This is a genomic window from Bradyrhizobium sp. Leaf396 (genome assembly GCF_001424605.1).
Lineage (GTDB): Bacteria > Pseudomonadota > Alphaproteobacteria > Rhizobiales > Xanthobacteraceae > Bradyrhizobium > Bradyrhizobium japonicum_C.
The window spans coordinates 53,102-79,379 of record NZ_LMQJ01000012.1; the positions used below are offsets into that span (position 1 = coordinate 53,102).

Below are 26,278 nucleotides of genomic sequence, written 5' to 3' on the forward strand. Positions count from 1 at the left end.
TCCCTCCCAAAAGCACCAGCGCCGTGAGCACGGCCTGATGCTGGCGTTGGTGTCGCCGGCGCTGCTGGTAGTCCTGGCTCTGATCGTACTGCCGGTCGGCTGGCTGGCTTGGCAGTCGATCTACCATGACGGCTTCACGCTGGAGAACTATCGCCGCGTCTTCACCGAAGACATCTACTGGCGCAGCTTCGCGCTGACCTTCCAGATCAGCCTCGCGGTCACACTGATCGCCCTACTGCTCGGCTACCCCTTGGCCTATCTCGCCAATTCGTTGCCGAAAGGATGGGGCATTTTCATCCTGTCCCTGGTCATGCTGCCGTTCTGGACCAGCGTGCTGGTCCGCGCCTATGCCTGGCTGGTGCTGCTTCAGCGCAGTGGCGTGATCAACCAGTTCCTGCGCCATCTCGAATTGGTCTCCGAGCCGCTCGCGCTGGTCCACAACACCTTCGGCACGGTGGTCGCCACCGTGCACATCCTGTTGCCCTTCATGGTTCTGCCGCTCTATGCCACCATGCAGAAGATCCCGAACGATCTGATGCAGGCCGGCGCCAGCCTGGGCGCGAGCCCGTCGCTGACGTTCCTCCGGGTCTTCTTGCCGCTGTCGCTGCCGGGCGTGCTCGCCGGCTGCACCATGGTATTCGTGCTCTGCCTCGGTTTCTACATCACGCCGGAGTTGCTCGGCGGCGGCCGCACCGTGATGGTGTCGATGCTGGTGAGCCGCAATGTCGAGCTCTACAATCAGTTCGGGGCCGCGAGCGCGGTCGCAGTGGTGCTGCTCCTGAGCGTGCTCGTGATCTTCTTCGCGGTCAGCCGCTTCATCTCGCTCGATCGCGTGCTGGGACACAAATGATGCGCGCCTCGTCCGCCCGAATTGTCTTGTACGTGATCAGCGTGCTGGTGTTAGTCTATCTGATTGTTCCCGTGCTGATCATCGTGCCGATCTCGTTCTCCAGCGCGCGTTTCCTGACGTTCCCGCCGCCGTCCTTCTCGCTGCGCTGGTATGAGCAATATTTCTCAAGTCCCGCCTGGATGCAGGCGACGCGGGTGACGCTGACGGTCGCATTCCTGACCGTCCTGATCGCGACGCCCTGCGGCGTTGCCGCCGCCTATGCCGTCAGCCAATCCAGGCTGCGTATCATGCGCGTTATCCATATGGCGCTGCTTCTGCCACTGGTGGTGCCGATCATCATCACCGCGGTCGGCATCTTCTTCGTCTATACCCGGGTCGGCCTGGTCGCGACCCTGCCCGGCCTCGTGCTGGCGAATGTGATGCTGGGACTGCCTTACGTTGTCATCTCCGTGCTCGCGGGCCTGCAGAGCTTCGATCCGGCGCAGGAGATGGTGGCGCGCAGCCTCGGCATGAACCGCCTGCGCAGCTTCTTCGCGGTGACGCTGCCGCAGATCAAGTCCAGTGTCGTCGCCGGCGGCATCTTCGCCTTCATCTCGGCGATGGACGAGACGATCGTCGCGCTGTTCATCTCCGGCGGCCAGTACCAGCCGCTGACCAAGCGCATGTTCACCGCGCTGCGCGACGAGATCGACCCGACCATCGCCGCGATCTCCACCTTGATGACGGCCGCCTCATTCATGCTGGTGCTGCTGGCGAGCGCACGACAGAAGCGGAGTGGGTGAGGACAGTCCACGTCTCCAGGCACCTCGATCTCGGCACGGGGGCTGAAGTTGAGGAGATCAAATCATCCGATCGCGAAATCGGCGGCCGTCTCGGCGTGAATGGCGGTGGTGTCGAACGTCTCGACCGAGGTGTCGTCCGGGCCGACCAGCATGGTGATCTCGGTGCAGCCGAGGATGATGCACTCCGCGCCCGCGCCGACGAGCGCCGCCATCACCTCCTGATAGCGGCGGCGCGCGGGCGCCGTCACGTTCCCGAGGCACAGCTCGTCGTAGATGACGCGGTTCACTTCGGCGCGCTCGTCCGCGGGAGGAATCAGGACGTCGAGATCGTGCGCGCGCAGCCGGTCGATGTAGAAGTCTTCCTCCATCGTGAACTTCGTGCCGAGCAGCCCGACCCGCCGATATCCCCTGGCCCGGATCCGCTGCGCCGTGGCATCGCCGATGTGAATGAACGGAACGGTCACGCTGGATATGATCTCCGGCGCCAGTTTATGCATCGTGTTCGTGCACAACACGATCGCACGCGCGCCGGCGTCTTCGAGGCGTCGTGCGACCTCCGCAAGGCTGGCCGCCGCCTCCTGCCAGCGGCCGCCGTACTGCATCTGTTTGATCTCCTCGAAATCGTAGGAATACATCAAGAGTGGAGCGGAATGCAGCTTTCCCATGCGGTCGCGAACCCGCTCATTGATGAGCTTGTAGTAGAGCGCGGTGCTCTCCCAGCTCATGCCCCCGATCAGGCCGATGGTTTGCATTCAGGCGCTCCCAACGAGTCAATTCCGACCCGATCGTAATGGAAGAACTGCAAGCTCGCCATCGCGACGATCCCAAGTCCTTCATCCACTCGTGGGTCCCCTTCACAAGCGGCGGTCGGGCGGGCCGGAGTGCAAACGGCAGGGACCGGCATGACGCCTGCGCAGGCTATGAGAGGTCTTTCGATCTTGCGCACTCTTCCGGCCTGTCCTACCCAGTTCCCGAAAGTGCCTTTTGAGGGAGCCGACATGACCATCCGCAACGCCCGCACCGGGGGCCAGATCCTGATCGATCAGCTCGTCGCCCAAGGCGTCGAGCGAGTCACCTGTGTGCCGGGCGAGAGCTATCTGGCGGCCCTCGATGCGCTGCACGACAGCCCGATCGACGTGGTGATCTGCCGCGCCGAGGGCGGAGCGGCGATGATGGCGGAGGCTTATGGCAAGCTCACCGGGCGGCCCGGCGTCTGCTTCGTCACCCGCGGCCCCGGTGCCACCAATGCCAGCCATGGCGTCCACATCGCGATGCAGGACTCGACGCCGATGATCCTGTTCGTCGGTCAGGTCGATACCGGCATGCGCGAGCGCGAGGCGTTCCAGGAGCTCAACTACAAGGCCGTGTTCGGCACCATGGCGAAATGGGCGGTCGAGATCGATCGCCCCGACCGCATTCCGGAGCTGGTGGCGCGCGCTTTCCGCGTCGCCATGCAGGGCCGCCCCGGTCCCGTCGTGATTGCGCTGCCGGAGAACATGCTGACCGAGACGGCGGCGGTGGCGGACGCCATGAGGGTCGAGCCCGCAATGAGCTGGCCGGCGCCTGCCGATATCGAGAAGCTCAGCACCATGCTCGCGGGCGCCAAGGCCCCGCTGGTCGTTCTCGGCGGCTCGCGCTGGACCGACGAGGCGACCAAGGGCATCGCGCGGTTTGCCGAGCGCTTCGACCTGCCGGTCGCGACCTCGTTCCGCCGGGCCTCGCTGATCGACGCCGACCATTCGCACTATGCCGGCGATCTCGGCATCGGACCGAGCCCGGGCCTCAAGGCGCGCATCGAGGGCGCCGACGTCATCCTTCTCATCGGCGGCCGCATGTCGGAGATGCCGTCCTCGTCTTACACGCTGCTCGACATTCCGACGCCGCGCCAAAAGCTGATCCATGTGCATCCGGGCTCCGAGGAGCTCGGCCGCGTCTATCAGCCCGCGCTTGCGATCCAGGCGACGCCGGCCGCCTTCGCGGCCGCCGTCGAGACGCTGAAGCCTTCGGGCGCGGTGGCGTGGAAGGGCGAGGCCGCCAAGGCGCACGCCGATTATCTCGCCTGGACCGAGAAGGCGCGCGAGCTGCCGGGCACGTTCCAGTACGGCCAGGTGATGACCTGGTTGCGCGACCGCCTGCCGAAGGATGCGATCGTCTGCAACGGCGCCGGCAATTATGCAGGCTGGATTCATCGCCACCATCGCTTCCACAGCTTTGCCGCGCAGCTGGCGCCAACCTCGGGCTCGATGGGCTATGGCGTGCCGGCGGGTGTGCTGGCAAAACGGCAATATCCGGACCGCGTCGTCGTCGCCTTTGCGGGCGATGGCTGCTTCCTGATGAACGGCCAGGAATTCGCGACGGCCGTGCAATATGACGCGCCGCTGATCGTCGTCATCATCGACAATTCGCAATACGGCACCATCCGCATGCATCAGGAGCGCGACTATCCCGGCCGCGTGGTCGGGACCCAGCTCAAGAACCCGGACTTTGCGATGTATGCGAAAGCGTTCGGCGGTCATGGCGAGCGCGTCGAGCGCACGGAAGAATTCGCGCCGGCCTTCGAGCGTGCGCTTGCCTCGGGCAAGCCGTCGATCCTCCATTGCATCATCGACCCGCGCGCGATCTCGGTCGGCAAGGATTTCACGCCTGCGGTGAAGGCTTAAAGCCATGCCGGCCGGCCGCCACGTCGCCATCATCGGAGCCGGTGCGATCGGCGTGATCAGCGCGATCGAGGCCCTGAGGGAGGGGCATCGCGTCACGCTGATCGATCCGGGCGAGCCCGGCGGCGAGCAGGCGGCGAGCTACGGCAATGCCGGCTGGCTGTCGTCGCATTCGGTCATACCGCCGGCCGAGCCGGGCATCTGGAAGAAGGTGCCGGGATATCTGATGGATCCGCTCGGGCCGCTCGCGATCCGCTGGTCCTACTTGCCGAAGGCGTTGCCCTGGCTGGTCAAGTATCTGCTGTCCGGCTGGACCGAGTCACGTGTGGAGAAGACGGCCTTCGCGTTGCGTGACCTCCTGAAGGACGCGCCGCTGCTGCACCGGAAGCTCGCGGAAGAGGCCGGCGTGCCTGAATTGATCGAGCGCAACGGCGTGATGCATGTGTTCACCTCGCGCGGGAACTTCGATAACGATCTCGGCTGGCGGCTGCGCAAGAAGGTCGGCGTCGAATGGCTCGAGCTCAGCGCCGACGAGATGCGGCAGCGTGAGCCGGATCTGCATCCGCGCTACACGTTTGGCGTGGTGGTGGAGGAGGCCGGGCGCTGCCGCGATCCCGGAGCCTATGTTGCCGCGCTCGCCAATCACGCGCTCGCCAGCGGCGCGGTGCACGTGCGGGACAAGGCGACCGGGCTAAGACTCTCCGGGAACAAGCTCGTCGCCGTCGTCACCGAGAACGGCGAAATCCCTTGCGATGCTGCGGTGGTCGCCGCCGGCGCACGGTCGAAGCAGCTCACCGCCTCGATCGGCGATCCGCTGCCGCTGGAAACCGAACGCGGCTATCACGTCATGATCGAGAATCCGGAATCCGGCCCGCGCAGTTCGATGATGGCATCCGACGCCAAGATGGTGGTGAACTGGACCAACAAGGGCCTGCGTGCCGCCGGCACCGTCGAGATCGCCGGCCTCGAAGCCGCGCCGAACTGGAAGCGTGCCGAGATCCTGCGCAACCACCTGCTCGGCATGTTCCCGAAACTGCCGAAAGACATTCCGGCCTCGCGCATCAAGACCTGGTTCGGCCATCGCCCGAGCATGCCGGACGGACGTCCCTGCATCGGTTATGCGCGGGCCTCCCGCGACGTCGTCTATGCTTTCGGCCACGGCCATGTCGGCCTGGTCGGCTCGGCCCGCACCGGGCGTCTGGTCGCCCAGCTCGTGAGCGGCAAGGCGCCGGAGATTCCGCTCGGCCCCTTCGCCCCCGAGCGATTCCTCTGAGAGGCCAGCCATGAGCACCGCAGCCAATCCGTCTTCCCGCATCGCCCGTGGCGGCAAGTCCATCTACGGCGCGCCGCTCGGCATTCTGATGCTGGAGGCGCGCTTTCCCCGCATTCCCGGCGACATGGGCAACGGCACGACCTGGCCGTTTCCTGTGCTGTATCGCGTGGTGAGCGGGGCCTCGCCGGAGAAGGTCGTGCTGAAGGGCGCAGCCGGCCTGCTGCCCGACTTCATCGACGCGGCCAAGGATCTGGTGCGGCTCGGGGCCGAAGCCATCACCACCAATTGCGGCTTCCTCTCGCTGTTTCAGAAGGAGATCGCGGCGGCCGTCGGCGTTCCCGTCGCGACCTCGTCGCTGATGCAGGTGCCGTGGGTGCAGGCGACCTTGCCGCCGGGCAAACGCGTCGGTCTCGTCACGGTGTCTGGCTCGACGCTCTCGCCCGCACATCTCGAAGGCGCCGGCGTGCCGCTCGACACACCGCTGGTTGGCACGGAGAAGGGCAAGGAGTTTTTCCGCGTCCTGATCAAGGCCGAGAAGGACGACATGGACGTGGCGCAAGCCGAGCGCGACGTGGTCGAGGCCGGCAAGGAGCTCGTCGCAAGGAATCCGGATGTCGGCGCCATCGTGCTCGAGTGCACCAACATGCCGCCTTATGCCGCCGCGCTTCAGGCCGAGGTCGGATTGCCCGTCTACGACATCTATTCCATGATCATCTGGTTTCACGCCGGACTGCGCCCACGAATCTTTGCGTGAATCCGTCCCCTGAGATCGTCACAAGTCCTGGAGCGAGCCCATGAAACTATCCGGCAAGGTCGCGGCTATCACCGGCGCGGCGCGCGGCATCGGCAAGGCCTGCGCGATGAGGTTTTTGGAGGACGGCGTCAAGGTCGTGATCTCGGATATCGATGCCGAGGGCCTCGCTGCGACGGCCACCGAACTCGGACGACCGGATGCCTTGCGCACCGTCGTCGGCAATGTCGCCAAGCGCGCTGATGTGGACCAGCTGGTCGCGACTGCGGTGAAGGAGTTCGGTCGGCTCGACATCATGGTCAACAATGCCGGCGTCGCCCGCAACCAGGGCATTCTCGACATCACCGAGCAGGATTTCGACGAGATCATCGGCATCAATCTGAAAGGTGCGTTCTTCGGCGTGCAGGCGGCCGCCAGGCAGATGATTGCGCAGGGTGGCGGTGGGGTCATCATCAACATGTCCTCTGTGAACGCGCTGCTGGCGATCCCGGCGCTGGCGACCTATGCGATGTCGAAGGGAGGCATGAAGCAGCTGACCTCGGTCGCCGCCGTTGCGCTGGCCCCGCACAACATTCGTGTGGTGGCGGTCGGCCCCGGTACGATCCTGACCGACATGGTGGCCTCGTCAATCTACACCTCGGAGGAGGCGCGCAAGACCGTGATGTCACGCACGCCGGCCGGCCGCGGCGGCGAGCCGAGCGAGGTGGCTTCGGTCGTGGCGTTCCTGGCCAGTGACGATGCGTCGTATATCACCGGACAGACGATCTATCCGGATGGCGGCAGATTGATCCTGAACTACACGGTGCCGGTGAAGGACAAGTAGGGCGTTGTCGCCCCACTCTCGGTGTCATCGCCCGGCTTGACCGGGCGATCCGGTACTCCGAGGCGGTCGTGGTTGAAACGATGGGCCGCGGCGTACTGGATTCCCCGCTTTCGCGGGGAATGACAGTCGTCGTGAGGCGGGCAGTTTGCCCCTCACTCCGCCGCAACCGTCATCCCATGGCCGAGCCGCTTCGAGATGCCGCCGGCACAGTCGCGCAAGGCGAGCGCGATCGGGCTGTCCCAGCGGGCATCGAAGGTGCCTTCCGGTCCCATCGCGGTGATGACCAATGCGACATGGCCGGAATGATCGAACACCGGCGCCGAGAATGCGTTGACGCCGGGCAGGGGATCGCCGAGCGCGCGGGCGAGGCCGTGCTTGCGGACCTCCGCGAGCATCTCGGTGAGCTTGGCGCCCTTCACGGCGCGCTTCGGATTGTAGCCGACGCCATGGCGGTCGAGCCCGCTTTCGAGCGCGGCGCTGATCGTCTTCTCCGGCAGGAACGCCGCAAAGGCGCGGCCCGTCGCGGTCTCCAGCAGTGCCATCACCGAGCCGACGCGCATCACGATGTGCACCGGTTGGGCCGGCTCTTCGAGCTGCACCACGGTCGGACCGTGCGTGCCCCAGACCGCGAGCGAGACCGCGTGACCGATCTGGCTGGCCAGGCCCGCGATCTTGGGACGCGCGATGCGCACGCCGGAGAGGCGGCGCAGGCTGATGAGGCCGAGCTCCAGCGCCAGCGCGCCGATCTCGTAGCGGCCGGTGGTCTCGTCCTGCTCGATCAGGCCGATCCGGGAGAAGCTGGCGAGATAGGGATGCGCCTTGGCCGGCGTCATGCCGGCCTCGCGGGCGAGATCGCGCAGCATCATCGGCTCGCCGCTCCTTGCGAGGGCGCGAAGCAATTCTCCGCCGACCTCGATCGACTGGATGCCGCGGCTTTCCCTCTTCATGCGCCTCCTGGCGTGGCTTACGCCGCGTTGCGCTTGGCAGCGCTGTCGGCAAGATGTCTGCCGGCAATGTAGCCGAACGTCAGCGCCGGCCCAAGCGTGATGCCGGCGCCCGGATAATTGCCGCCCATGATGCTCGCCATGTCGTTGCCTGCGGCATAGAGGCCGGGAATCACGCGGCCCTCGGCATCGAGCGCCCGCGCGTTCTCGTCGGTGACGATGCCGGCATAGGTGCCGAGATCGCCGATCACCATCTTGATGGCGTAAAACGGTCCGTTCTCGATCGGCGCGACGCAGGGATTCGGCCCGTGCAGCGCATCGCCCTGGTAGCGGTTATAGGCCTTCGAGCCCTTGCCGAAGGCGGCATCGTGTCCGAGCGGGGCGGCGGCATTGAATTGCCTGACGGTCTCGGTGAAGGCCTTGGCATCGATGCCGGCCTTCGCCGCCAGCGCCTCGAGCGTATCGCCGCGCATGAGATAGCCCGTCTTCAGGTGATGGCCCAGCGGCATCGGGAAAGGCGGCACGCAGCCGAGGCCGTATTTGCGCAGCGTCTTGTGATCGCAGACCAGGTAGGCCGCGATCTCCTCGCCGGGCTTTGCCGCCTTGATCATGGCCTGGACGAAGTCGTGATAGGAATTGCCCTCATTGGCAAAGCGCCGGCCGTCGCGCATCACCGCGATCACGCCGGGCTTGGCGCGATCGATGAAATGCGGCATCACGCCTTTCGATCCGTCCTTGCGCGTGGTCAGCGACACCGGGACCCACGCTGCAGCGTTGGGCAGGCGATCCTCGATGCGACCGCCGGCGCGCTCGGCCAGACGCAGTCCGTCGCCGGTATTGCCGGTCGGTCCCGGGGAATAGTGCTCATTGCCGGTGGGCGCATGCGGAAACATCTTCTTGCGCCGCTCGACATCATGCGGAAAGCCGCCGCAGGCGAGCACGACGCCCTGGCGCGCGCGGACGCGCACGTCGCGTCCCTCACGTGAAACGATCGCGCCGGTCACCGCGCCGTTCTCGACCGTCAGCTCGTGCACCGGCGCGGACAGCCACATCGGGATCTTGAGGTCGAGCGCGGATTTCGCCAGCCGTCCGGCGAGCGCGTTGCCGTTGGTCAGCGTCATGCCGCGGCCGTAGCGCAGCACGTCCATGAGATGCCGCGACAGGCGCTTGGCGACATAAGCGGCCGAGGTCAGCGACTTCGTCACCCGCATGAAGTGGATGATCTCCTTGCCGGAGCCCAGCATCATGCCGAACACGGTGAGCTCGGGCAGCGGCATGCCGAGCGTCTTGACGAGGTCGCCGAGCTCGCGACCGTCAAACGGGCGCGTCACCATGGAGCGGCCGCCCTGCGCGCCGCCGGGTGCCTCGGCGTGATAATCCGGAAACACCAGCGGCATGTCGAAGCGCAGCGCGGTCTTGGTGGTGAAGAAATCCACCGCCTCGGGGCCGGCGCTCAGGAAGGCATCGACGCGTGCGGCGTCATAATTGTTGCCGGCCTCGTGCCGCAGATAAGTGCGGGCCTGCTCCGGCGTTTCCTCGATGCCGTACGCCTTCGCCAGCGAGGTACCGGGAATCCAGAGCCAACCACCGGAGCGGGCGGTGGTGCCGCCGAAGCGCGGCTCCTTCTCCACGATCAAGACGTCGAGCCCACGATGGCGCGCGGTGATCGCGGCCGACATGCCGGAGCAACCCGATCCGGCAACGAGCACATCGCACTCGTAAGTTTCAGCGCCGCTATGCTCGTTGCCGGTCATGTCTCACCTCATTTCTTCAGGAGCGGGCATTTGGATTCGGAGACCGGGCGGAAGGCGTCCTCGCCCTTCACGGTCTTGACGATCTCCAGATAGTCCCACGGCTCCTTGGACTGCTCGGGCTTCTTCACCTTGGCGAGATACATGTCGCGGATGACGCGGCCGTCCTCGCGCAGTTTGCCGCCATGGACGAAGATATCCTCGATCGGCAGCTCGCGCATCTTGGCCATCACCTTGGCGGAATCGTCGGTGCCGGCCGCCTTGATCGCCTTCAGGTAATGCAGCACCGAGCCGTAGACGCCGGTCTGGATCATGGTCGGCATCACCTTGGTCCGTTCGTAGAATTTCTTCGACCAGGCGCGGGTCGCCTCGTCCATGGCCCAGTAGGACGCCGTAGTCATGTAGGTGCCCTGCGCCGCCTTGAGGCCGATCGCGTGCACGTCGGTGTCGAACATCAGGAGGCCGACCAGCTTCTGGCCGCCCTGGACGAGGCCGAACTCGCCGGACTGCTTGATGGCGTTGTCGGTGTCCTGGCCGGCATTGGCGAAAGCGACCACGTCGGATTTCGAGCTCTGCGCCTGGAGTGCGAAGGAGGAGAAGTCCGCCGTGTTGGTCGGATGCTTGACGCCGCCGAGCACCTTGCCGCCCATCTCGTTGATGAAGCGGGTTGCATCCTTCTCGAGCTGCTGGCCGAAGGCGTAGTCCGCCGTGATGAAGTACCAGGACTTGCCGCCTTCCTTGATCACGGCGGAGGCCGTCACTTTCGACAGCGCGTAGGTGTCGTAGGTGAAGTGCACGGTGTTCGGGCTGCACAGCTCGTCGGTCAGCGAGCTCGCACCGGGGCCGGAGAGCAGGGCGACCTTGCCCCGCTCACGCACCATGTTGTGCACGGCGATCGCAATGCCGGAGTTGGGGATATCGACCACGGCGTCGACTTTGCCGTTGTCGAACCAGCCGCGCACGATCTGCACGCCGACGTCGGTCTTCATCTGGTGGTCGGCGCTGATGATCTCGATCGGCTTGCCGAGTACGGTCGGCCCGAATTCCTCCACTGCCATCTTGGCGGCCTCGACCGAGCCCGGCCCGCTATTGTCGCGACCCCAGCTCGACAGGTCCGTCAGCACGCCGATCCGGACCACGTCGTCGGAGACTTGCGCGGTGGCCGCCGTGGTCATGGCACTCGAAGTCATGGCCGCGATCATGGCACAGGCGAGACGCCCCATCATGGTTGTTTCCTCTCTTTTTGGCCGCTTCGGCGCGGCTGGCTTGCTGTGGAGGTAAATTAGATAATAGCGAATGAGTTTGTCAATTGCGAATAATGGCAGTCGCGAGGGTTCCGCCTTCGACGCGACCACGTCGTGGCGATGGACACGCAGCCGCCTCAACCCCGTCATTGCGAGGAGCCCTTGCGACGAAGCAATCCAGATCGTTTTCGCGGCTGAAGTCTGGATTGCTTCGCTGCGCTCGCAATGACGATCGTGGAGGCAGCGCGCAAAGTCCCGCGCCGTTATCCTGTGAGAGACAACGCCTCCACATTGCGGCCGTCATAACGATTAGCCATGATGCTCCACGGAATCTGTGGGCAGGGCATGACAGCAGCAATTGGGTTCTCCGCTGCGGCGGAGAAATCGAAGACGGCGCATGTGGTGTGGGCGAGCGCGCTCGGCACCGCGATCGAATGGTACGATTTCCTGATCTACGGCACGGCGGCGGCGCTGGTCTTCAACAGGCTGTTCTTCCCGAGCTTCGATCCCTTCGTCGGCACGCTCGTGGCATTCTCGACCTATGCGGTCGGCTTCGTGGCGCGGCCGATCGGCGGGGCCATCATCGGGCATTACGGCGACCGGCTCGGCCGCAAGACCATGCTGGTCGCGACCATGATCGCAATGGGCCTCGGCACCTTCCTGATCGGCTGCCTGCCGACCTATGATCAGATCGGCATCTGGGCGCCGATCCTGCTCGTCTGCCTGCGCTTCGTTCAGGGCATCGGGCTCGGCGGCGAATGGAGCGGCGCGGTGGTGATGGTGATCGAGCATGCCGGCCGCCGACGCGGCTTCTACGGCAGCCTGGTGCAGATCGGCTTTCCCGTCGGCGTTGCCGCCTCCACCGGCATCTTCGCGCTGATGACGAAGCTGCCCGAGGCGGACTTCCTCAGCTGGGGCTGGCGCGTGCCGTTCCTGATCAGCATCCTGCTCGTCGGCGTCGGCTTCATCGTGCGGCTCAAGCTCGCGGAGACGCCGCACTTCAAGGAAGTGGTCGAGCGCAAGGAGGTGCTGGCGCAGCCGGTACTCGAGGTGCTGCGCCGCGACTGGCGCAGCTTTCTGCTGGCCGTCGGCATCACGGTGTCGGAGGTCGGACTCGCCTATCTCCTCACCGTCTTCACCGTGGTCTACGCCACGACGAAGCTCGGCCTGCCCCGGCAGGTGATCCTAGATGCCGTGGTCTATGCCGCCGTCGTGGAATTCGCGACGCTGCCGCTTGCCGGCTGGCTGTCCGATATCTTCGGCCGCAAGGCGCTGTATCTGGCCGGCGGCGTGTTCTCGGTGGCGCTGGCCTTCCCGCTGTTCTGGTTCCTCGACACCGGGGAGCCGGCGCTGATCACGCTCGCGCTCGTCGTCACGATGACCCTGACCCATGCGCTGCTGTTCGGGCCGAAGGCCGCCTTCATGCCGGAACTGTTCCGCACAAAGGTGCGCTACAGCGGCGCCTCGCTCGGCGCCAACGTCGCAGCAGCGCTCAGCGGCGGCTTCTCGCCGCTGATTGCGGCCGGGCTGCTCGCCTGGGCCGGCTCCTATTGGGCGGTGTCCGTCTACATCATCGCCCTGTCGGTCGTCACGATCATCGCAACGCTGCTGGCGCCGGAGACGGCACGGGACGCGCTGAGATCCTGAGGGTCAGCGCGGCCAGCGGGCTGCCCGGCGGCCCAAAAAAATTTTTGGGCGGCCCCTTGAAACCGGTTTCCGGTTTTCTAAGTCGTTTTTCGCCGCGAGAGCGGTGTGCCGGATGCCATGAGGGTTCGGCACGGGCGCCGGGCTGGTCTTTTCGGACCCGTCTGAATTCCCGCCTTGCGCTCCTTCGTATCCATCTTGCTCTTAGGAGGACTTGGTTATGAGGACCAGTTTTGATTTCGCCCCCCTGTGGCGCTCCACCATCGGCTTCGATCACCTGGCCGACCTCGTCGACAGCACGCTGCGCCAGGCGACCGAGGACAATTATCCCCCCTACAACATCGAGCGCTCCGGCGAAGACCATTACCGGATCAGCCTTGCCGTGGCGGGGTTCGGCGTCAACGATATCACCGTGACGGCGGAGCAGAATGCGCTCACCATCGAGGGCCGGAAGCCCGAGACCGCCGCGCGCGAATACCTGTACCAGGGCATCGCCGCGCGTCCGTTCCGGCGCGTGTTCAACCTTGCCGACTACGTCCAGGTCAAGCAGGCCTCGTTCCAGGACGGGCTGCTGATCATCGACCTCGTCCGCGAGGTTCCGGAAGCCATGAAGCCGCGCCGGATTCCGATTGCGGGCGGCGCTTCTGCGGCATCGCAGATCGAGCAGAAGAAGGCAGCCTAACGCTCGATCGATCGAATGGCGGAACGCGGCGCGCGGAGGCGCGGGCCGCGCTCCCGGTGCATGAAGGAGACAACCATGGCTTTTCGTGATCTCATTCCCTGGTCGAGGAACCAGGAGCTCGCGCCGGCGCGCGACAATTTCGATCCGTTCCTGACGCTTCACCGCGAGATGAACCGTCTGTTCGACGACGTCTTCCGCGGCTTCGGCGGGACCGGCCTGTCGCCGCTGATGGAGGGCCGGTTCGGCTGGCCGAAGGTCGAGCTCAGCGAGACCGACAAGACGCTGACCGTCTCGGCCGAGCTTCCAGGCCTCACCGAGAAGGACGTCCAGGTCGAGATGGCCAGCGGCGTCCTGACCATCCGCGGCGAGAAGAAGGCGGAGCGCAACGGCGAAGGCAGGTACTTCACCGAGCGCTATTACGGTGCCTTCGAGCGGCAGATCCCGCTGGAGGGCGTCGAGGAGGACAAGGCCGAGGCGTCGTTCAAGAATGGCGTCCTGACCGTGTCGCTGCCGAAATCGGAGAAGGCGCGCGAGGGCGTCAAGCGCATCGCGATCAACACGCATTAATGTCAAGCGGGACGGGGGCGATTGGCGCCGCCGTCCCGCCGTCAACAACCCCGTCCCTTTGGAAAGGAGCTTGAGGGAGGCACGACCGATGACCAACGTGAATACCAATCCCGGCACTCTCAACCCGCTGTTTCATCCCGCCGCCCATTACGACTCGCCGGCCGAGGTCCTCAATGCGAAGGATCTCTCTGCGCCGGAGAAGCGGATCATCCTGTCGTCATGGGCGTCCGACATGTACGCCGTCGAATCCTGTCCTGCCTTGCGAGAAATTCCCGGTATGAGCCACGCGGTTCGACTGGTCGATATTCTGGCCGCCCTGCGCAAGCTGGACGGCGACAACGACAACGACGACCCGCCGCGCGGCGGCGGCGTGCCGATGCGGCTGCGGCGGCCTTGGGCCGCCGCAGAGAGGCGGGCTGCATGATGGTCACGCCGACCGTTCTCGGCCTCGTGCTGCTCGGCCAGGCCTCGGCGGCCTGGGCCGTTCCGTTCCTGGCCCTGCAGGGCTGGGTCGTCGCACCGCGCGGCGAGGGCTGAAGCCAGGACGATCTCGCATATCCACACAACACAAAGCGGCAGGGTGACGATGATGAATGCTGTGCGTCTGCTGTTCCTGGCCTTGCTGGTGCTGACGCTCACGGCGTCGCAGCCTGCCGCCGGCCAGATTCCGGAGATGAAGACCGGCGGCCCGGTGCCGACGCTGGCGCCTCTGGTGCGCCACGTGACGCCGGCCGTCGTCAACATCTCCGTGCATGGCCGCGTGCGCGAGGACAATCCGCTCTATCGCGATCCGCTGTTCCGCGAATTCTTCGACGTTCCCCGACAGATCGAGAAGGAGGTCAATGCGACCGGCTCAGGGGTCATCGTCGATGCCCAGCGCGGCTACGTGCTGACCAACAATCACGTCGTCGAAGGCACCTCCGCGGTCCAGATCACGACCAAGGACGGCCGGCAGTTTTCAGCCAAGGTGATCGGCCGCGATCCGCCCACCGACGTCGCGGTGCTCCAGGTCCAGAACCCGGTCGGGCTCAAGGCGCTTCCCTTCGGCGACAGCGACGGACTCGAGGTCGGCGACTTCGTGCTTGCGATTGGCAACCCCTTCGGCCTCGGCCAGACCGTGACATCGGGGCTCGTCAGCGCGCTGGGCCGCACCGGCCTCGGCAAGCAGGGCTATGAGGATTTCATTCAGACCGACGCCGCGATCAATCCCGGCAATTCCGGCGGCGCACTGGTGAGCCTGCGCGGCGAACTCGTCGGCATCAACTCGGCAATCATCTCGCCTGCCGGCGGCAACGTCGGCATCGGCTTTGCCATTCCGGTCAACATGGCGCGCAAGGTGATGGAGCAGATCATCGCCAATGGGCGCGTCGAGCGCGGCCGCATCGGCATCTCGCTGAAGGACCTGCATCCGTCGGTCAACAAGGGATTGAATCAAGGCGCCGTCATTGCCGAGATTGCTGCGGGTTCGCCCGCGGAGAAGGCCGGCTTGCGCAAGGGCGATGTCGTCACCGGAGCCGACGACCGCCCGATCCGCACCGCCGCCCAGCTCCGTAACACGATCGGCCTTGCGCGGGTCGGGGAGGATGTGAAGCTCACCCTGTTGCGCAACGGCGCCCCATTCACCGCCAGTGTGAGAGTCGCGCCCGCGGTCCAACCGAGCAGCGCGCTCGCAGGCCCCAATCGCCTCCTCCGCTGAATCGATGCTCTGCGGAGGGACCGCAGGCGCGAGCGGCTGGCTCGTCCCTGCGATCGTCATGGCCGCTTGACTCAGGCCGCGCGGTGATCGAGCTCCCACTGCAGGCTCCGGATCAGCCGACGCTCACGCTCGATGCGCTGAAGATAGAGTTCGCGCTCATGTTCGGTCTTCGCGCTTGCAAGCAGGAGCTCGTAATGGCCGATCACCTTCTCGCTGCCTCGAATGAGCAGGTCTCGCCGGCTGTTCATTGTGCCACCCTCATCGCGTCGGCCTGCGCTGCGGAGGCGTGGAAGCCGACAGGGAAGGTCGTGGCGGCCAAGGCATCGAGCGCCGAGCGTTCTTCTGCGAGACGTCTTTCGATGAAATGGCGCTCCAGCTCGGTCAGCCTGGTCTTCAGCAGCCGCCGGTAGCGGTGGATGTTGTTGCGGTGGGCGCGGATGCGGGCCAGATTCTCATCGAGCATCATCGTCTCTCCAGACGGTCGCGTTGAGTCCTTTGATTTTCGAGGATGAGAAAGTCTCTTCTCGGTGGAAAAAATAGGCAGCGGGTCATCAGTGTCAAGACGTTCAGAGTGACGCTTGTCCTCGTCGCTGGCTGCTGAAGATCGATGATCAGCCAGACCGAAGTGTCCAGCGAACGGCTGGGTTCCGCCGGCGATTGCCATTGGTCGGCCGGCAAGCGAACCTCATGCGGCCATATTTGAGCAGGAGTGATTTCCCATGAGGGAGGCGCTCCGATGACCAAAGCTCTGATCACTGCCGTTGCAATGCTGGCCTGCGTGCCCGCGAGCGCGCTTGCGCAGGAGCGCGCCGGCGATGCGGCGCTCGGCGCCGTATCCGGTGCGGTCGTGCTGGGCCCCGTCGGTGCGGTCGCCGGGGCCTTGATTGGCTACACGGCCGGACCTTCGATCGCCCGCTCCTGGGGGATCAGAGGTTCGCACTCGGCAAGGCATCGGCAGCCGCCGCGCCGTGCGGTCGTGAGGGGCGGTGCACCCCGCACGCGCGAGGCGATGGCCGCCAATGGCCAGATGAGAGCTGCCGGCAATCCGGCGGCGCCGGTTCAGGCCGCGCCTAGCGTGTCGGCGCAACCGTCGGCACCGCCTGTTCAGGCATTCGACTGACGCCGCAGGCATTGAGCCGCCGCGCAGCCGATCGGCTCGGCGGGGCTCGTGTCTTCTTATCTACGGCTGGCCGAGGATCTTCTTCGCGGCCCGAAGGTGCGGCTTGTCGATCATCTGGCCGTCGAGCCGCAGCGTGCCGGAATTGGGATTGCTCGCGAAGGCCGCGATCACCTTCTCCGCCCAGGTGCGCTCCGCGTCGGTCGGCTCGAACGCCGCGTTGACGATGTCGACATGCTTGGGATGGATCAGCGCCTTGGCCGAAAAGCCGTCGCGCCGTGCGGCGTGCGTTTCCTGCTCGAGGCCCGCGAGGTTGTCGATGTCGGTGTACACAGTGTCGATCGGGGCGACCTCGGCCGCGGCCGCGGCCATCAGGCAGAGATCACGCGCCAGGCGATAGGGGCTGTGGAAGACGCCGCCGGAGGCTTTCTCGGTGGCGCCGAGCGAGGCCGAAAGATCCTCAGCGCCCCACATCAGCCCGGCGAGGCGAGGGGAGCAGCCCTTGTAGCTGCCGAGCCCGAAGATCGAGCCGGCGGTTTCGGTCGCGACGCAGACGATGCGGGTCGCGCCGACCTCGGTGCCGGAGGCGGACTCCAGGGCCTCGAGCCAGGTCGCGACCCGCCGCACGTCGTCGCCACCTTGCGATTTCGGCAGCACGATGCCGTCAGGCCTGCCCGGCATCACCGCGGCGAGATCGGCCAGCGTCATGCCGGTGTCGAGCGCATTGACGCGAACATAGAGTTGGTGCGGGCCGCGATTGCCTTTCAGCATGGCAAGCGTCAGCGAACGCGCCTCCGGCTTCTTCTCGGTGACGACGGAGTCCTCGAGATCGATGATCAGCGCGTCGGCCTTGCCTTCGCTCGCCTTCTCGAACTTGCGCGGGGAATCGCCCGGAACGAACAGCATCGAACGCATCAAACCGGCCTCTTGTGCATCATCGCCATGCGGCGGCATTTGCCGACGATCTCGTCGCTTTGATTGTACGCGTGGTGCTCGAACTCGACGATGCCGGCCATTGGCCGCGACCTGGATTCCCGCACCGACAGCACCTTCGTCGTAGCCCGCAACGTGTCGCCATGGAAGACCGGCTTCGGAAACGTGACGTCGGTCATGCCGAGATTGGCGACGGTGGTGCCCAGGGTCGTATCATAGACCGTCATGCCGATCATGATGCCGAGGGTGTAAAGGCTGTTGAAAATGCGCTGGCCGAACTCGGTCTTCTCGGCGAAATGCGCGTCGATGTGCAGCGGTTGCGGGTTGAGCGTCAGCAGGCTGAACATGGTGTTGTCCATCTCCGTGACGGTCCGGGTCAGCGGATGCCTGAACTCCTGGCCCACGGAAAAGTCCTCGAAATAAAGCCCGGCCATCGCGGTTTCCTCCCTGCGAAATAAAGGCGCGCTCTTGCCGTCGCGCCGCATGACCCTATGCATGGTAGACACACTTCCCAGGGAAATTCACGTATCTGTGCGCAGTTTTTCGAGCTAAGAACGCGGGCGAAGCAAGGCTGGGCGCAGCAAGCGGCACGCCCTGGTGTGGGGAACGCGAAGAGACGGGAGATAGCGCGGTCGCGGCTCCCGAGGAGGAGATCAAGGCCATGGATTTCGCGCTCACCGATCAGCAGGAAGCCATTCGCGACGCCATCGCCAAGATCTGCGAAGGCTTTCCCGATGCCTACTGGCTGAAGAAGGATCACGACGGCGGTTTCCCGCACGACTTCCACAAGGCGCTGGCTGACGCCGGCTGGCTCGGCATCTGCGTGCCGGAGGAATATGGCGGCTCGGGTCTCGGCATTACGGAAGCCGCGATCATGATGCGCACCATCGCGGAGTCCGGTGCCGGCATGTCCGGCGCCTCCGCGGTGCACATCAACGTGTTCGGGCTCAATCCGGTGGTCCTGTTCGGCACCGAGGAGCAGCGCAGGCGCATGCTGCCGCCGATGGTCGAGGGCCGCGAAAAGGCGTGCTTTGCGGTCACCGAGCCCAACACCGGCCTGAACACCACGCAGCTCAAGACGCGCGCGGTCGCCAAGAACGACCGCTACATCGTCAACGGCCAGAAGGTCTGGATCTCGACGGCGCAGGTCGCGCACAAGATCCTGCTGCTGGCGCGCACCACGCCGCTGGAAGAGGTGCGCTCGCCGACCCACGGCCTCAGCCTGTTCTACACCGATTTCGACCGCAACAGGATCAAGGTCCACGAGATCGAGAAGATGGGCCGCAAGATCGTCGATTCCAACGAGCTGTTCTTCGAGGATTTCGAGATCCCGATGGAGGATCGGATCGGCGAGGAGGGCAAGGGCTTCGAGTACATCCTCGAAGGCATGAACCCCGAGCGCATCCTGATCGCCGCGGAGGCGGTCGGTCTCGGCAAGCTCGCGCTGTCGCGCGCGACCGAATACGCGAAGACTCGCGTCGTGTTCAATCGTCCGATCGGCAAGAACCAGGGCATCCAGCATCCGCTAGCGGTCAACTGGGTCGAGCTGGAGGCCGCCTGGCTGATGGTGATGTCGGCGGCCTGGCAATACGACAAGGGCATGCCGTGCGGCGCTGCCGCCAATGCCGCGAAATATCTGGCTGGCGAAGCCGGCTTCTCCGCCTGCGAGCAGGCGGTGATGACCCATGGCGGATTCGGCTACGCCAAGGAGTTTCACGTCGAGCGCTATTTGCGCGAAGTCATGATCCCGCGCATCGCGCCGGTCAGCCCGCAGCTCGCGCTCAGCTTCATCGCGGAAAAGGTGCTGGGGCTCGCCAAGTCGTACTGAACGAGTCTTGTGGCGCAATCCGAATGTGGCGCCTATTCGGCGGCGATCCGCTCTATCGCCATGGCACGGAGCCTGGCGCGCTGGATCTTGACTCCGTTGGCGCTGTCCGTGACAGGAAAGGCGTCCACGACATAGATGCGTGCCGGGACCTTGTAGCCGGCGAGCCGCTCGCGCAGGTGCGCGACCAGCATCTCCTGCATTGGCGGCTCCTTCGCCGGGATCACGAACGCAACGCAGCGCGCCTGCCCTTTGAGATCGACTGCGACGATCTGGGCGTCGGCGACCCCGGCACAGGATTTGAGTTCGTCCTCGATTTCGCCGGGCGCGACGAGGAAGCCGCCGAGCCGCATCGCATCACCGGCGCGCGTCTCGTAGACGAACGAGCCATCGCCGCGCAGGTGGCCGATATCGCCGGTGCGGAAGAACCCGTCGGCGGTGATCGCCTCGCGCGTTGCTTCGGGGTTGTTGAAATAGCCGAGGAAGCGTGACGGCGCGCTGATTTCGATTTCGCCGGAGACGCCGCTGGCCGCAAGCTCGCCGGTGTCCGTGTCGCGCACGCGCACCTTCGCATCCGGCGACATCGGCCAGCCGCCACCCTCGATGCGATCCGCGAACGCATCGCTAGCGCGGGCGATGGAGAACAGCGCCTGTACCTCGCTCGAACCGTACAGGCCGTGAAGCGGCAAGCCGCGGGCTTCAGCTTCTGCCGCCAGTTCGCGCCAGCCGGGCTGGAACGCGGCAAAACCGCAGAGCTCGAGATATGGAAAGGGGCGTGGCGCATCGGTGTGCGCAAGGATGCGCCGAAACATCTCGTCGGAGCCGAAGGAATGCGTGATCCTGTGCTCGCGGAGAATCGCCAGGGCCGGCGCCGCCTCGAAGGCGTCGAGCGCGTGGACGGTCGCACCGGCTGCGACGAAGCCGAGCAGGCTCGTCATGCCGAATGTGCCGCAGAACGGCAGCATGGCCAGCAGCGAATGGCGCTGCGGATTGAGCTGGAGTGCGCGGGCGACGGAGACGGCGTGGGTCGCCAGCGTGCGCTGCGAATGCGCGACGAGCTTCGGCCCCTTGGTCGTGCCCGACGTCGTGTAGAGCAGCACGGGCAGGTCGATGTCGTCCTGAGCCGGCGGGGCTGGTGGATAAGGCCGGTCAAAGGCATCGAAACACACGAAGGGCCAATGCGCCGGGATCGCATCCGCACCAACCACAGCCAGCTTTTGCAGCGCCGGCACCTCGTTCTTGGCGATGCCGGCGAGAATGGCGGCAAAGTCGATCGAGCGGAAATTGGCCTCGACCACCATCAGCCTGGCGCCGGACAGCTTGAGCAGATGCGCGACCTCCGCGCTGCGGTAGCGCGTATTGACGGCCGCGACGATGGCCCCGAGCCGTGCCGCGGCGAACAGCAGCGCCAGCCATTCGGCCCGGTTAACCAGCCAGACCGCCACGACGTCGCCCTTGCCGATGCCTTGCGCCGCAAGCCAGGCGGCGGTCTGTTCGACCTTGGCCGAGAACTCCGCGCGCGAGACGGCTGTAGCATCGAATACGAAGGCAGGATCGGCGGCGGTCTCGATCCGAATCAGCGATTGCAGTGAAAAGTCGTTGGCGCTCATGCCACCGAACTAACCCGACCGCGCAAACCTGTCTACTTGGTGCCGAACATCCGGTCACCGGCATCGCCCAGGCCCGGCACGATGTAGCCGTGGTCGTTGAGCCGTTCGTCGATCGCGGCGGTCCAGATCGGCACGTCGGGATGCTCGCTCTGGAATTGGGCGATGCCTTCAGGGGCGGCGAGCAGGCAGACGAAGCGGATGTCGCGGGCGCCGCGCGCCTTGAGCAGGGACGCGCCGGCGCAGGCCGAGTTGCCGGTCGCCAGCATCGGGTCCATCAGGATGACGGTGCGGTCGGACAGGTCCTGCGGGGCCTTGAAGTAATATTCCACGGCCTGCAACGTCTCGGGGTCGCGGTAGAGCCCGATATGGGCGACGCGCGCCGACGGCATCAAGGCGAGCATGCCATCGAGGAAGCCGACGCCCGCGCGCAGGATCGGCGCCAGCGTGAGTTTCTTGCCGGCGATCTTGGGTGCCTGCATCGGCGCGATCGGCGTCTCGATGTCCACCAGCTCCAGCGGCAGGTCGCGCGTCACCTCGTAGCCGAGCAGCATCCCGATCTCGTTCAGGATCTCGCGAAAGCTCTTGGTCGAGCGGTCCTTCTCCCGCATCAGGGAGAGCTTGTGCTGGACCAGGGGATGGTTGACGACGTTGACGCTGCCAGTGCTCATGAAAGCGATCTACACGGTTCCGTGAAACTGCGCCAGATCGCTCCACCTGCCTTTATGAGATTCCTATAACTTCGCCCCAGCGATCTTCTCGAAAACCTATGCCAGTGGTGGCACCTCAGCAGGGTCAAGAGCGCCGGCTGGTGTCGTGGAAGTACACCCTTGATCCGTGCGCTCACCGGAATCCCGGGAAAGCGGTCGCCCCGACAATGAGGGCGCAACGAGGAGTATCGCCATGATGGACTTTCTGATGCTGGTGCTCGCCGTCACCTTCTTCGCCCTCGCGATCGGCTACACCTACGCCTGCGAACGGTTGTGACGGAGCGGGACCATGATCTTCGATTATGCGCTCGCCGGCGCCGTTTCGTTCGGCCTCCTGATCTATCTCACCTACGCGTTGCTGCGGCCCGAGCGGTTCTGAGGCCGTGCTGCTGATCGTCGAATTGCTGCTGGCCGACGCCGCGCTCGTCGCGGGCCTGCTTGCGCTGCTCCTGCCGCTCTTGCGCCGCCGGACCCGAAGCCTGAAGGGTTAATGCCATGACTGTCATCGGTTGGCTCCAGATCATTCTTTACTGTGCGATTGTCGTCGCGCTGACCAAGCCGCTCGGCTGGTACATGACGCGAGTGTTCAACGGCGAGCACACGTTCCTGTCGCCCGCCCTGCGCCCGATCGAGGTGGGCATCTATTGGATCGCCGGGGTCGACGAGAAGCGGGAGCAGCACTGGCTGACCTACACGGTCGCCATGCTGTTGTTCCATGTCGGCGGCTTCCTCATCATCTACGGCCTGATGCGGCTCCAGGCCATGTTGCCCTTCAATCCGGCCGGGCAGTCCGCGGTCGCCGAAGATCTCTCGTTCAACACCGCGGTCTCCTTCATCACCAACACCAACTGGCAGAACTACGGCGGCGAGAGCACGCTTTCCTATCTGACCCAGATGCTCGGCCTGACACATCAGAACTTCCTGTCGGCGGCAACCGGGACTGTTCTGGCGATTGCGCTGATCCGCGGCTTCTCGCGTGCGTCGATGCGCACCGTGGGCAATTTCTGGGTCGATGTGACCCGCTGCACGCTCTATGTTCTGCTGCCCATCTGCGTCGTGCTCACGCTCTTCCTGGTCTGGCAGGGCATGCCGCAGACGCTTGGGCCTTACGTCGAGGCTACCACCCTCGAAGGCGCCAAGCAGACCATCGCGGTCGGCCCGGTCGCCTCGCAGGTCGCCATCAAGATGTTCGGCACCAACGGCGGCGGATTCTTCAACGCGAACGCGTCGCACCCCTTCGAAAACCCGACCGCGCTGTCCAACTTCGTGCAGATGCTGTCGATCTTCGTGCTCGGCGCCGCGCTGACCAACGTATTCGGCCGGATGGTCGGCAACCAGCGCCAGGGCTGGGCGATCCTGGCGGTGATGGGCGTGCTGTTCGTTGCCGGCGTCGCCGCCTGCTATTGGGCGGAGGCCAACGGCACCTCGACCCTGCATGCCCTGGGCCTGACCGGTGGAAACATGGAAGGCAAGGAGGTTCGCTTCGGCATCGTCGCGTCCTCGCTGTTCGCGGTGATCACCACGGCCGCGTCCTGCGGTGCCGTCAACGCCATGCATGACAGCTTCACGGCGCTCGGGGGCATGATCCCGCTGATCAACATGCAGCTCGGAGAGATCATCGTCGGCGGCGTCGGCGCCGGCATGTACGGCATGCTGCTGTTCGTCATCCTCGCCATCTTCGTCGCGGGCCTGATGGTCGGACGCACCCCGGAATATGTCGGCAAGAAAATCGAGGCGCGCGAGGTCAAGATGGCGATGCTCGCCATTCTCGTCCTGCCCTTGATGATTCTCGGTTGGACCGCCATCGGCGTGGTCTATCCGGCGGCAGTCGCCTCCATGGCGAACGCCGGACCGCACGGCTTCACCGAAGTGCTGTACGCCTTCAGCTCGGGGACGGGCAACAACGGCTCGGCCTTCGCGGGCCTCACCGGCAACACCTTCTTCTACAATCTCACGCTCGCCAGCGCGATGTTCGTCGGCCGCTTCTTCATGATCGTTCCGGCCATGGCGATCGCAGGTTCGCTCGCGGCCAAGAAGTCGATCCCGCCCTCGATGGGCACGTTCCCGACCACCGGCGGCCTGTTCATCGGCCTCGTGACCGGCCTCATCCTGATCATGGGCGGCCTGACCTTCTTCCCGGCGCTCGCGCTCGGTCCCATCGTCGAGCATCTTGCGATGACCGCGGGCAACGTCTTCTGATGTCTGGAGTGACCTCCATGAATATGGCAAAATTGCAAAAGCGCGCGCCGATGTCGGCAATGCTCGATCCCGGGATCGTGATGCCCGCGGTCAAGGCGTCCTTCACCAAGCTCGATCCGCGCTGGATGGTGAAGAACCCGGTCATGTTCGTGGTCGAGGTCGTGGCCGCGCTCACCACGGTGATCTTCCTGCGCGATGTCGCTACGGGCGGCGCGGGCCTCGGCTTCACCTTCCAGATCATCCTGTGGCTCTGGTTCACGGTGCTGTTCGCCAATTTCGCCGAAGCGGTGGCGGAAGGCCGCGGCAAGGCGCAGGCCGAGACGCTGCGCAAGACCCGCACCGAGAGCCAGGCCAAGCTCCTGAGCGGTGCAGGCCGAGACTACGAGCTGGTTTCAGGCACCAGTCTGAAGGTCGGCGACGTGGTGCTGGTCGAGGCCGGCGATACAATCCCTTCCGACGGCGAAGTGATCGAGGGTGTCGCCTCCGTCAACGAGGCCGCCATTACCGGTGAGTCCGCGCCCGTGATCCGCGAGTCCGGCGGCGACCGTTCGGCGGTGACAGGCGGCACCCAGGTGCTGTCCGACTGGATCCGAGTGCGCATTACCGCCGCGCAGGGCTCGACCTTCATCGACCGCATGATCAAACTGGTCGAGGGGGCAGAACGCCAGAAGACGCCGAACGAGATCGCGCTCAACATCCTGCTGGCCGGCCTCACCATCGTCTTCGTGTTCGCGACGGTGACGATCCCGAGCTATGCCGCCTATGCGGGCGGCTCGATCTCGGTCATCGTGCTGGTGGCGCTGTTCGTGACGCTGATACCGACCACCATCGGCGCGCTGTTGTCCGCGATCGGCATCGCCGGCATGGACCGCCTGGTGCGCTTCAACGTGCTGGCGATGTCCGGCCGCGCGGTCGAAGCCGCCGGCGATGTCGACACGCTGCTGCTCGACAAGACCGGCACCATCACGCTCGGCAACCGGCAGGCCACAGCGTTCCGTCCCGTCCGTGGCGTCACCGAGCAGGAGCTGGCGGACGCCGCCCAGCTCGCTTCGCTCGCCGACGAGACGCCGGAAGGCCGCTCCATCGTCGTACTGGCCAAGGAGAAATACGGCATCCGCGGCCGCGACATGACCGAGCTGGGCGCGAACTTCGTGCCGTTCACGGCGCAGACCCGCATGAGCGGCGTCGACGCTGCCGGCTCATCAGTGCGCAAGGGCGCCATCGATGCCATCCTCAACTATGTCGGCGGCGGCGCCCCGACCGCGGTCGCGTCGGGCAACACGGCGCGGGTGGTGCAGCCTGCCGCGCTCTCCGAGCTCGGCCGCGAGATCCAGGCCATTGCCGATGACGTGTCGAAGTCCGGCGGCACGCCGCTGGCGGTCGCCAGGGACGGCAGGCTGCTCGGGATCGTCCAGCTCAAGGACATCGTCAAGGGAGGTATTCGCGAGCGTTTCGCGGAGCTGCGCCGCATGGGCATCCGCACCATCATGATCACCGGCGACAATCCGATGACGGCTGCCGCCATCGCCGCGGAAGCCGGCGTCGACGATTTTCTGGCGCAGGCGACTCCCGAGGACAAGCTCAGGCTGATCCGCGACGAGCAGGCCAAGGGCAAGCTGGTCGCCATGTGCGGCGACGGTACCAATGACGCGCCGGCGCTCGCCCAGGCCGACGTCGGTGTCGCCATGAATACCGGCACGCAAGCCGCCCGCGAGGCCGGCAACATGGTCGACCTCGACTCCAACCCGACCAAGCTGATCGAGGTGGTCGAGATCGGCAAGCAGCTCCTGATGACCCGGGGTGCGCTGACGACGTTCTCGATCGCCAACGACGTCGCGAAGTATTTTGCGATCATCCCGGCGATGTTCCTGGCGTTCTACCCGCAGCTGAACGTGCTCAACGTCATGAACCTGTCGAGCCCGCGGAGTGCCATCCTGTCGGCGATCATCTTCAATGCGCTCGTTATCGTCGCGCTGATCCCGCTCGCCCTGAAAGGCGTTGCCTATCGTGCGGTCGGAGCCGGTGCGCTGCTCCGCCGTAACCTCTTGATCTATGGGCTTGGCGGCATCGTCATTCCCTTCATCGGCATCAAGGCGATCGACGTTGTCGTGACCGCCTTGCACTTGGCTTGAGTCCGTTGTCTCGAACGAAGCGAAACCGCATCTCTCGGTCGTCATTCCGGGGCGATGCGTAGCATCGAACCCGGAATCTCGAGATTCCGGG

At 65.4% G+C, this 26,278-nt stretch carries 27 protein-coding genes; 17 read left to right on the forward strand and 10 right to left on the reverse strand.

The window, feature by feature from the left end; all coding sequences use genetic code 11:
• The first annotated feature begins 37 nt into the window (after positions 1–37).
• Together ASG57_RS13350 and ASG57_RS13355 are read left to right on the forward strand one after the other, a co-directional pair.
• A complete protein-coding gene (locus ASG57_RS13350; protein ID WP_035698158.1) occupies positions 38–850 on the forward strand; it encodes an ABC transporter permease in 813 nt (270 codons plus the stop codon).
• Positions 847–1,632, forward strand: coding sequence for an ABC transporter permease (locus ASG57_RS13355; protein WP_024339371.1), 786 nt, complete (start codon positions 847–849; stop codon positions 1,630–1,632). The genes ASG57_RS13350 and ASG57_RS13355 overlap by 4 nt, the downstream gene beginning before the upstream one ends.
• A 62-nt stretch (positions 1,633–1,694) precedes the next feature.
• On the opposite strand, the gene ASG57_RS13360 is transcribed toward ASG57_RS13355, so the two are convergent.
• Positions 1,695–2,384, reverse strand: coding sequence for an aspartate/glutamate racemase family protein (locus ASG57_RS13360; protein WP_024339372.1), 690 nt, complete (start codon positions 2,382–2,384; stop codon positions 1,695–1,697).
• Positions 2,385–2,630: 246 nt separating this feature from the next.
• On the opposite strand from ASG57_RS13360, the gene ASG57_RS13365 reads away from it, so the two are divergent.
• The 4 genes from ASG57_RS13365 to ASG57_RS13380 are packed head-to-tail and all read left to right on the forward strand — an operon-like array spanning position 2,631 to position 7,136.
• On the forward strand, positions 2,631–4,292 hold the full coding sequence (locus tag ASG57_RS13365; RefSeq protein WP_057196501.1) for a thiamine pyrophosphate-binding protein: 1,662 nt from the start codon (positions 2,631–2,633) through the stop codon (positions 4,290–4,292).
• 4 nt (positions 4,293–4,296) lie between these two features.
• The gene (locus ASG57_RS13370) at positions 4,297–5,562 is read left to right on the forward strand and encodes an NAD(P)/FAD-dependent oxidoreductase (RefSeq protein WP_057196502.1); all 1,266 of its coding nucleotides are present in this window, start codon (positions 4,297–4,299) and stop codon (positions 5,560–5,562) included.
• Between the two features lie 10 nt (positions 5,563–5,572).
• Positions 5,573–6,316 (forward strand): aspartate/glutamate racemase family protein, encoded by a 744-nt coding sequence (locus ASG57_RS13375; RefSeq protein WP_024339375.1) that lies wholly within the window; start codon positions 5,573–5,575, stop codon positions 6,314–6,316.
• A gap of 40 nt (positions 6,317–6,356) precedes the next feature.
• Positions 6,357–7,136 carry an SDR family NAD(P)-dependent oxidoreductase gene (locus tag ASG57_RS13380; protein ID WP_024339376.1) on the forward strand — a complete coding sequence of 260 codons (780 nt, stop codon included), beginning with the start codon at positions 6,357–6,359 and terminating at the stop codon, positions 7,134–7,136.
• A gap of 152 nt (positions 7,137–7,288) precedes the next feature.
• On the opposite strand, the gene ASG57_RS13385 is transcribed toward ASG57_RS13380, so the two are convergent.
• Genes ASG57_RS13385 through ASG57_RS13395 form a run of 3 tightly spaced genes read right to left on the reverse strand, consistent with a single transcriptional unit; the run spans position 7,289 to position 11,057 of the window.
• Complete coding sequence (locus ASG57_RS13385; protein WP_024339377.1) at positions 7,289–8,083, reverse strand: IclR family transcriptional regulator; 795 nt, start codon at positions 8,081–8,083, stop codon at positions 7,289–7,291.
• A gap of 17 nt (positions 8,084–8,100) precedes the next feature.
• Complete coding sequence (locus ASG57_RS13390) at positions 8,101–9,834, reverse strand: FAD-dependent oxidoreductase (protein WP_024339378.1); 1,734 nt, start codon at positions 9,832–9,834, stop codon at positions 8,101–8,103.
• Between the two features lie 8 nt (positions 9,835–9,842).
• Positions 9,843–11,057 (reverse strand): ABC transporter substrate-binding protein, encoded by a 1,215-nt coding sequence (locus tag ASG57_RS13395; protein ID WP_024339379.1) that lies wholly within the window; start codon positions 11,055–11,057, stop codon positions 9,843–9,845.
• A gap of 363 nt (positions 11,058–11,420) precedes the next feature.
• Here ASG57_RS13395 and ASG57_RS13400 point away from each other — a divergent pair, with 363 nt between their 5' ends.
• From ASG57_RS13400 to ASG57_RS13420, 5 genes are all read left to right on the forward strand, one after another.
• Positions 11,421–12,722, forward strand: a complete 1,302-nt coding sequence (locus tag ASG57_RS13400) for an MFS transporter (RefSeq protein ID WP_024339380.1) — start codon at positions 11,421–11,423, stop codon at positions 12,720–12,722.
• A gap of 217 nt (positions 12,723–12,939) precedes the next feature.
• Complete coding sequence (locus ASG57_RS13405; protein ID WP_024339381.1) at positions 12,940–13,401, forward strand: Hsp20 family protein; 462 nt, start codon at positions 12,940–12,942, stop codon at positions 13,399–13,401.
• Between the two features lie 75 nt (positions 13,402–13,476).
• Positions 13,477–13,968, forward strand: a complete 492-nt coding sequence (locus ASG57_RS13410) for an Hsp20/alpha crystallin family protein (protein ID WP_063996995.1) — start codon at positions 13,477–13,479, stop codon at positions 13,966–13,968.
• A gap of 88 nt (positions 13,969–14,056) precedes the next feature.
• The gene (locus ASG57_RS13415) at positions 14,057–14,392 is read left to right on the forward strand and encodes a hypothetical protein (protein WP_024339383.1); all 336 of its coding nucleotides are present in this window, start codon (positions 14,057–14,059) and stop codon (positions 14,390–14,392) included.
• A 165-nt stretch (positions 14,393–14,557) separates the two neighbouring features.
• Positions 14,558–15,664: a trypsin-like peptidase domain-containing protein gene (locus ASG57_RS13420; RefSeq protein WP_082528958.1), complete on the forward strand. Its 1,107-nt coding sequence runs from the start codon at positions 14,558–14,560 to the stop codon at positions 15,662–15,664.
• Between the two features lie 71 nt (positions 15,665–15,735).
• Here ASG57_RS13420 and ASG57_RS38680 read toward each other — a convergent pair whose 3' ends face one another.
• On the reverse strand, positions 15,736–15,912 hold the full coding sequence (locus ASG57_RS38680; RefSeq protein ID WP_200948557.1) for a hypothetical protein: 177 nt from the start codon (positions 15,910–15,912) through the stop codon (positions 15,736–15,738).
• Positions 15,909–16,130: a hypothetical protein gene (locus ASG57_RS13425; RefSeq protein ID WP_029674075.1), complete on the reverse strand. Its 222-nt coding sequence runs from the start codon at positions 16,128–16,130 to the stop codon at positions 15,909–15,911. The genes ASG57_RS38680 and ASG57_RS13425 overlap by 4 nt, the downstream gene beginning before the upstream one ends.
• Positions 16,131–16,400: 270 nt before the next feature.
• Here ASG57_RS13425 and ASG57_RS13430 point away from each other — a divergent pair, with 270 nt between their 5' ends.
• A complete protein-coding gene (locus tag ASG57_RS13430) occupies positions 16,401–16,784 on the forward strand; it encodes a hypothetical protein (protein ID WP_024339385.1) in 384 nt (127 codons plus the stop codon).
• Between the two features lie 60 nt (positions 16,785–16,844).
• Here the strand turns inward: ASG57_RS13430 and ASG57_RS13435 are convergent, their stop codons facing one another.
• A complete protein-coding gene (locus ASG57_RS13435) occupies positions 16,845–17,696 on the reverse strand; it encodes an HpcH/HpaI aldolase/citrate lyase family protein (RefSeq protein WP_057196504.1) in 852 nt (283 codons plus the stop codon).
• Entirely contained in the window at positions 17,696–18,199 is a 504-nt protein-coding gene (locus ASG57_RS13440) for a MaoC family dehydratase (protein ID WP_349509762.1), read from the reverse strand. The genes ASG57_RS13435 and ASG57_RS13440 overlap by 1 nt, the downstream gene beginning before the upstream one ends.
• 176 nt (positions 18,200–18,375) lie before the next feature.
• On the opposite strand from ASG57_RS13440, the gene ASG57_RS13445 reads away from it, so the two are divergent.
• Positions 18,376–19,542 (forward strand): acyl-CoA dehydrogenase family protein, encoded by a 1,167-nt coding sequence (locus ASG57_RS13445; RefSeq protein WP_057196505.1) that lies wholly within the window; start codon positions 18,376–18,378, stop codon positions 19,540–19,542.
• 32 nt (positions 19,543–19,574) lie between these two features.
• Here ASG57_RS13445 and ASG57_RS13450 read toward each other — a convergent pair whose 3' ends face one another.
• Positions 19,575–21,149, reverse strand: coding sequence for an AMP-binding protein (locus ASG57_RS13450; protein ID WP_057196506.1), 1,575 nt, complete (start codon positions 21,147–21,149; stop codon positions 19,575–19,577).
• 32 nt (positions 21,150–21,181) lie between these two features.
• Entirely contained in the window at positions 21,182–21,817 is a 636-nt protein-coding gene (upp, locus tag ASG57_RS13455) for a uracil phosphoribosyltransferase (RefSeq protein ID WP_057196507.1), read from the reverse strand.
• Positions 21,818–21,983: 166 nt separating this feature from the next.
• On the opposite strand from upp, the gene ASG57_RS37755 reads away from it, so the two are divergent.
• The 4 genes from ASG57_RS37755 to kdpB all read left to right on the forward strand — a co-directional run bounded on the left by ASG57_RS37755 (position 21,984) and on the right by kdpB (position 26,187).
• The gene (locus ASG57_RS37755; protein WP_156402670.1) at positions 21,984–22,133 is read left to right on the forward strand and encodes a hypothetical protein; all 150 of its coding nucleotides are present in this window, start codon (positions 21,984–21,986) and stop codon (positions 22,131–22,133) included.
• Between the two features lie 12 nt (positions 22,134–22,145).
• Positions 22,146–22,235, forward strand: a complete 90-nt coding sequence (locus ASG57_RS13460) for a K(+)-transporting ATPase subunit F (protein WP_035698142.1) — start codon at positions 22,146–22,148, stop codon at positions 22,233–22,235.
• Between the two features lie 116 nt (positions 22,236–22,351).
• The gene (gene kdpA, locus ASG57_RS13465) at positions 22,352–24,055 is read left to right on the forward strand and encodes a potassium-transporting ATPase subunit KdpA (protein WP_057196508.1); all 1,704 of its coding nucleotides are present in this window, start codon (positions 22,352–22,354) and stop codon (positions 24,053–24,055) included.
• A gap of 17 nt (positions 24,056–24,072) precedes the next feature.
• On the forward strand, positions 24,073–26,187 hold the full coding sequence (kdpB, locus tag ASG57_RS13470) for a potassium-transporting ATPase subunit KdpB (protein WP_057196662.1): 2,115 nt from the start codon (positions 24,073–24,075) through the stop codon (positions 26,185–26,187).
• The last annotated feature ends 91 nt before the right edge of the window (positions 26,188–26,278 follow it).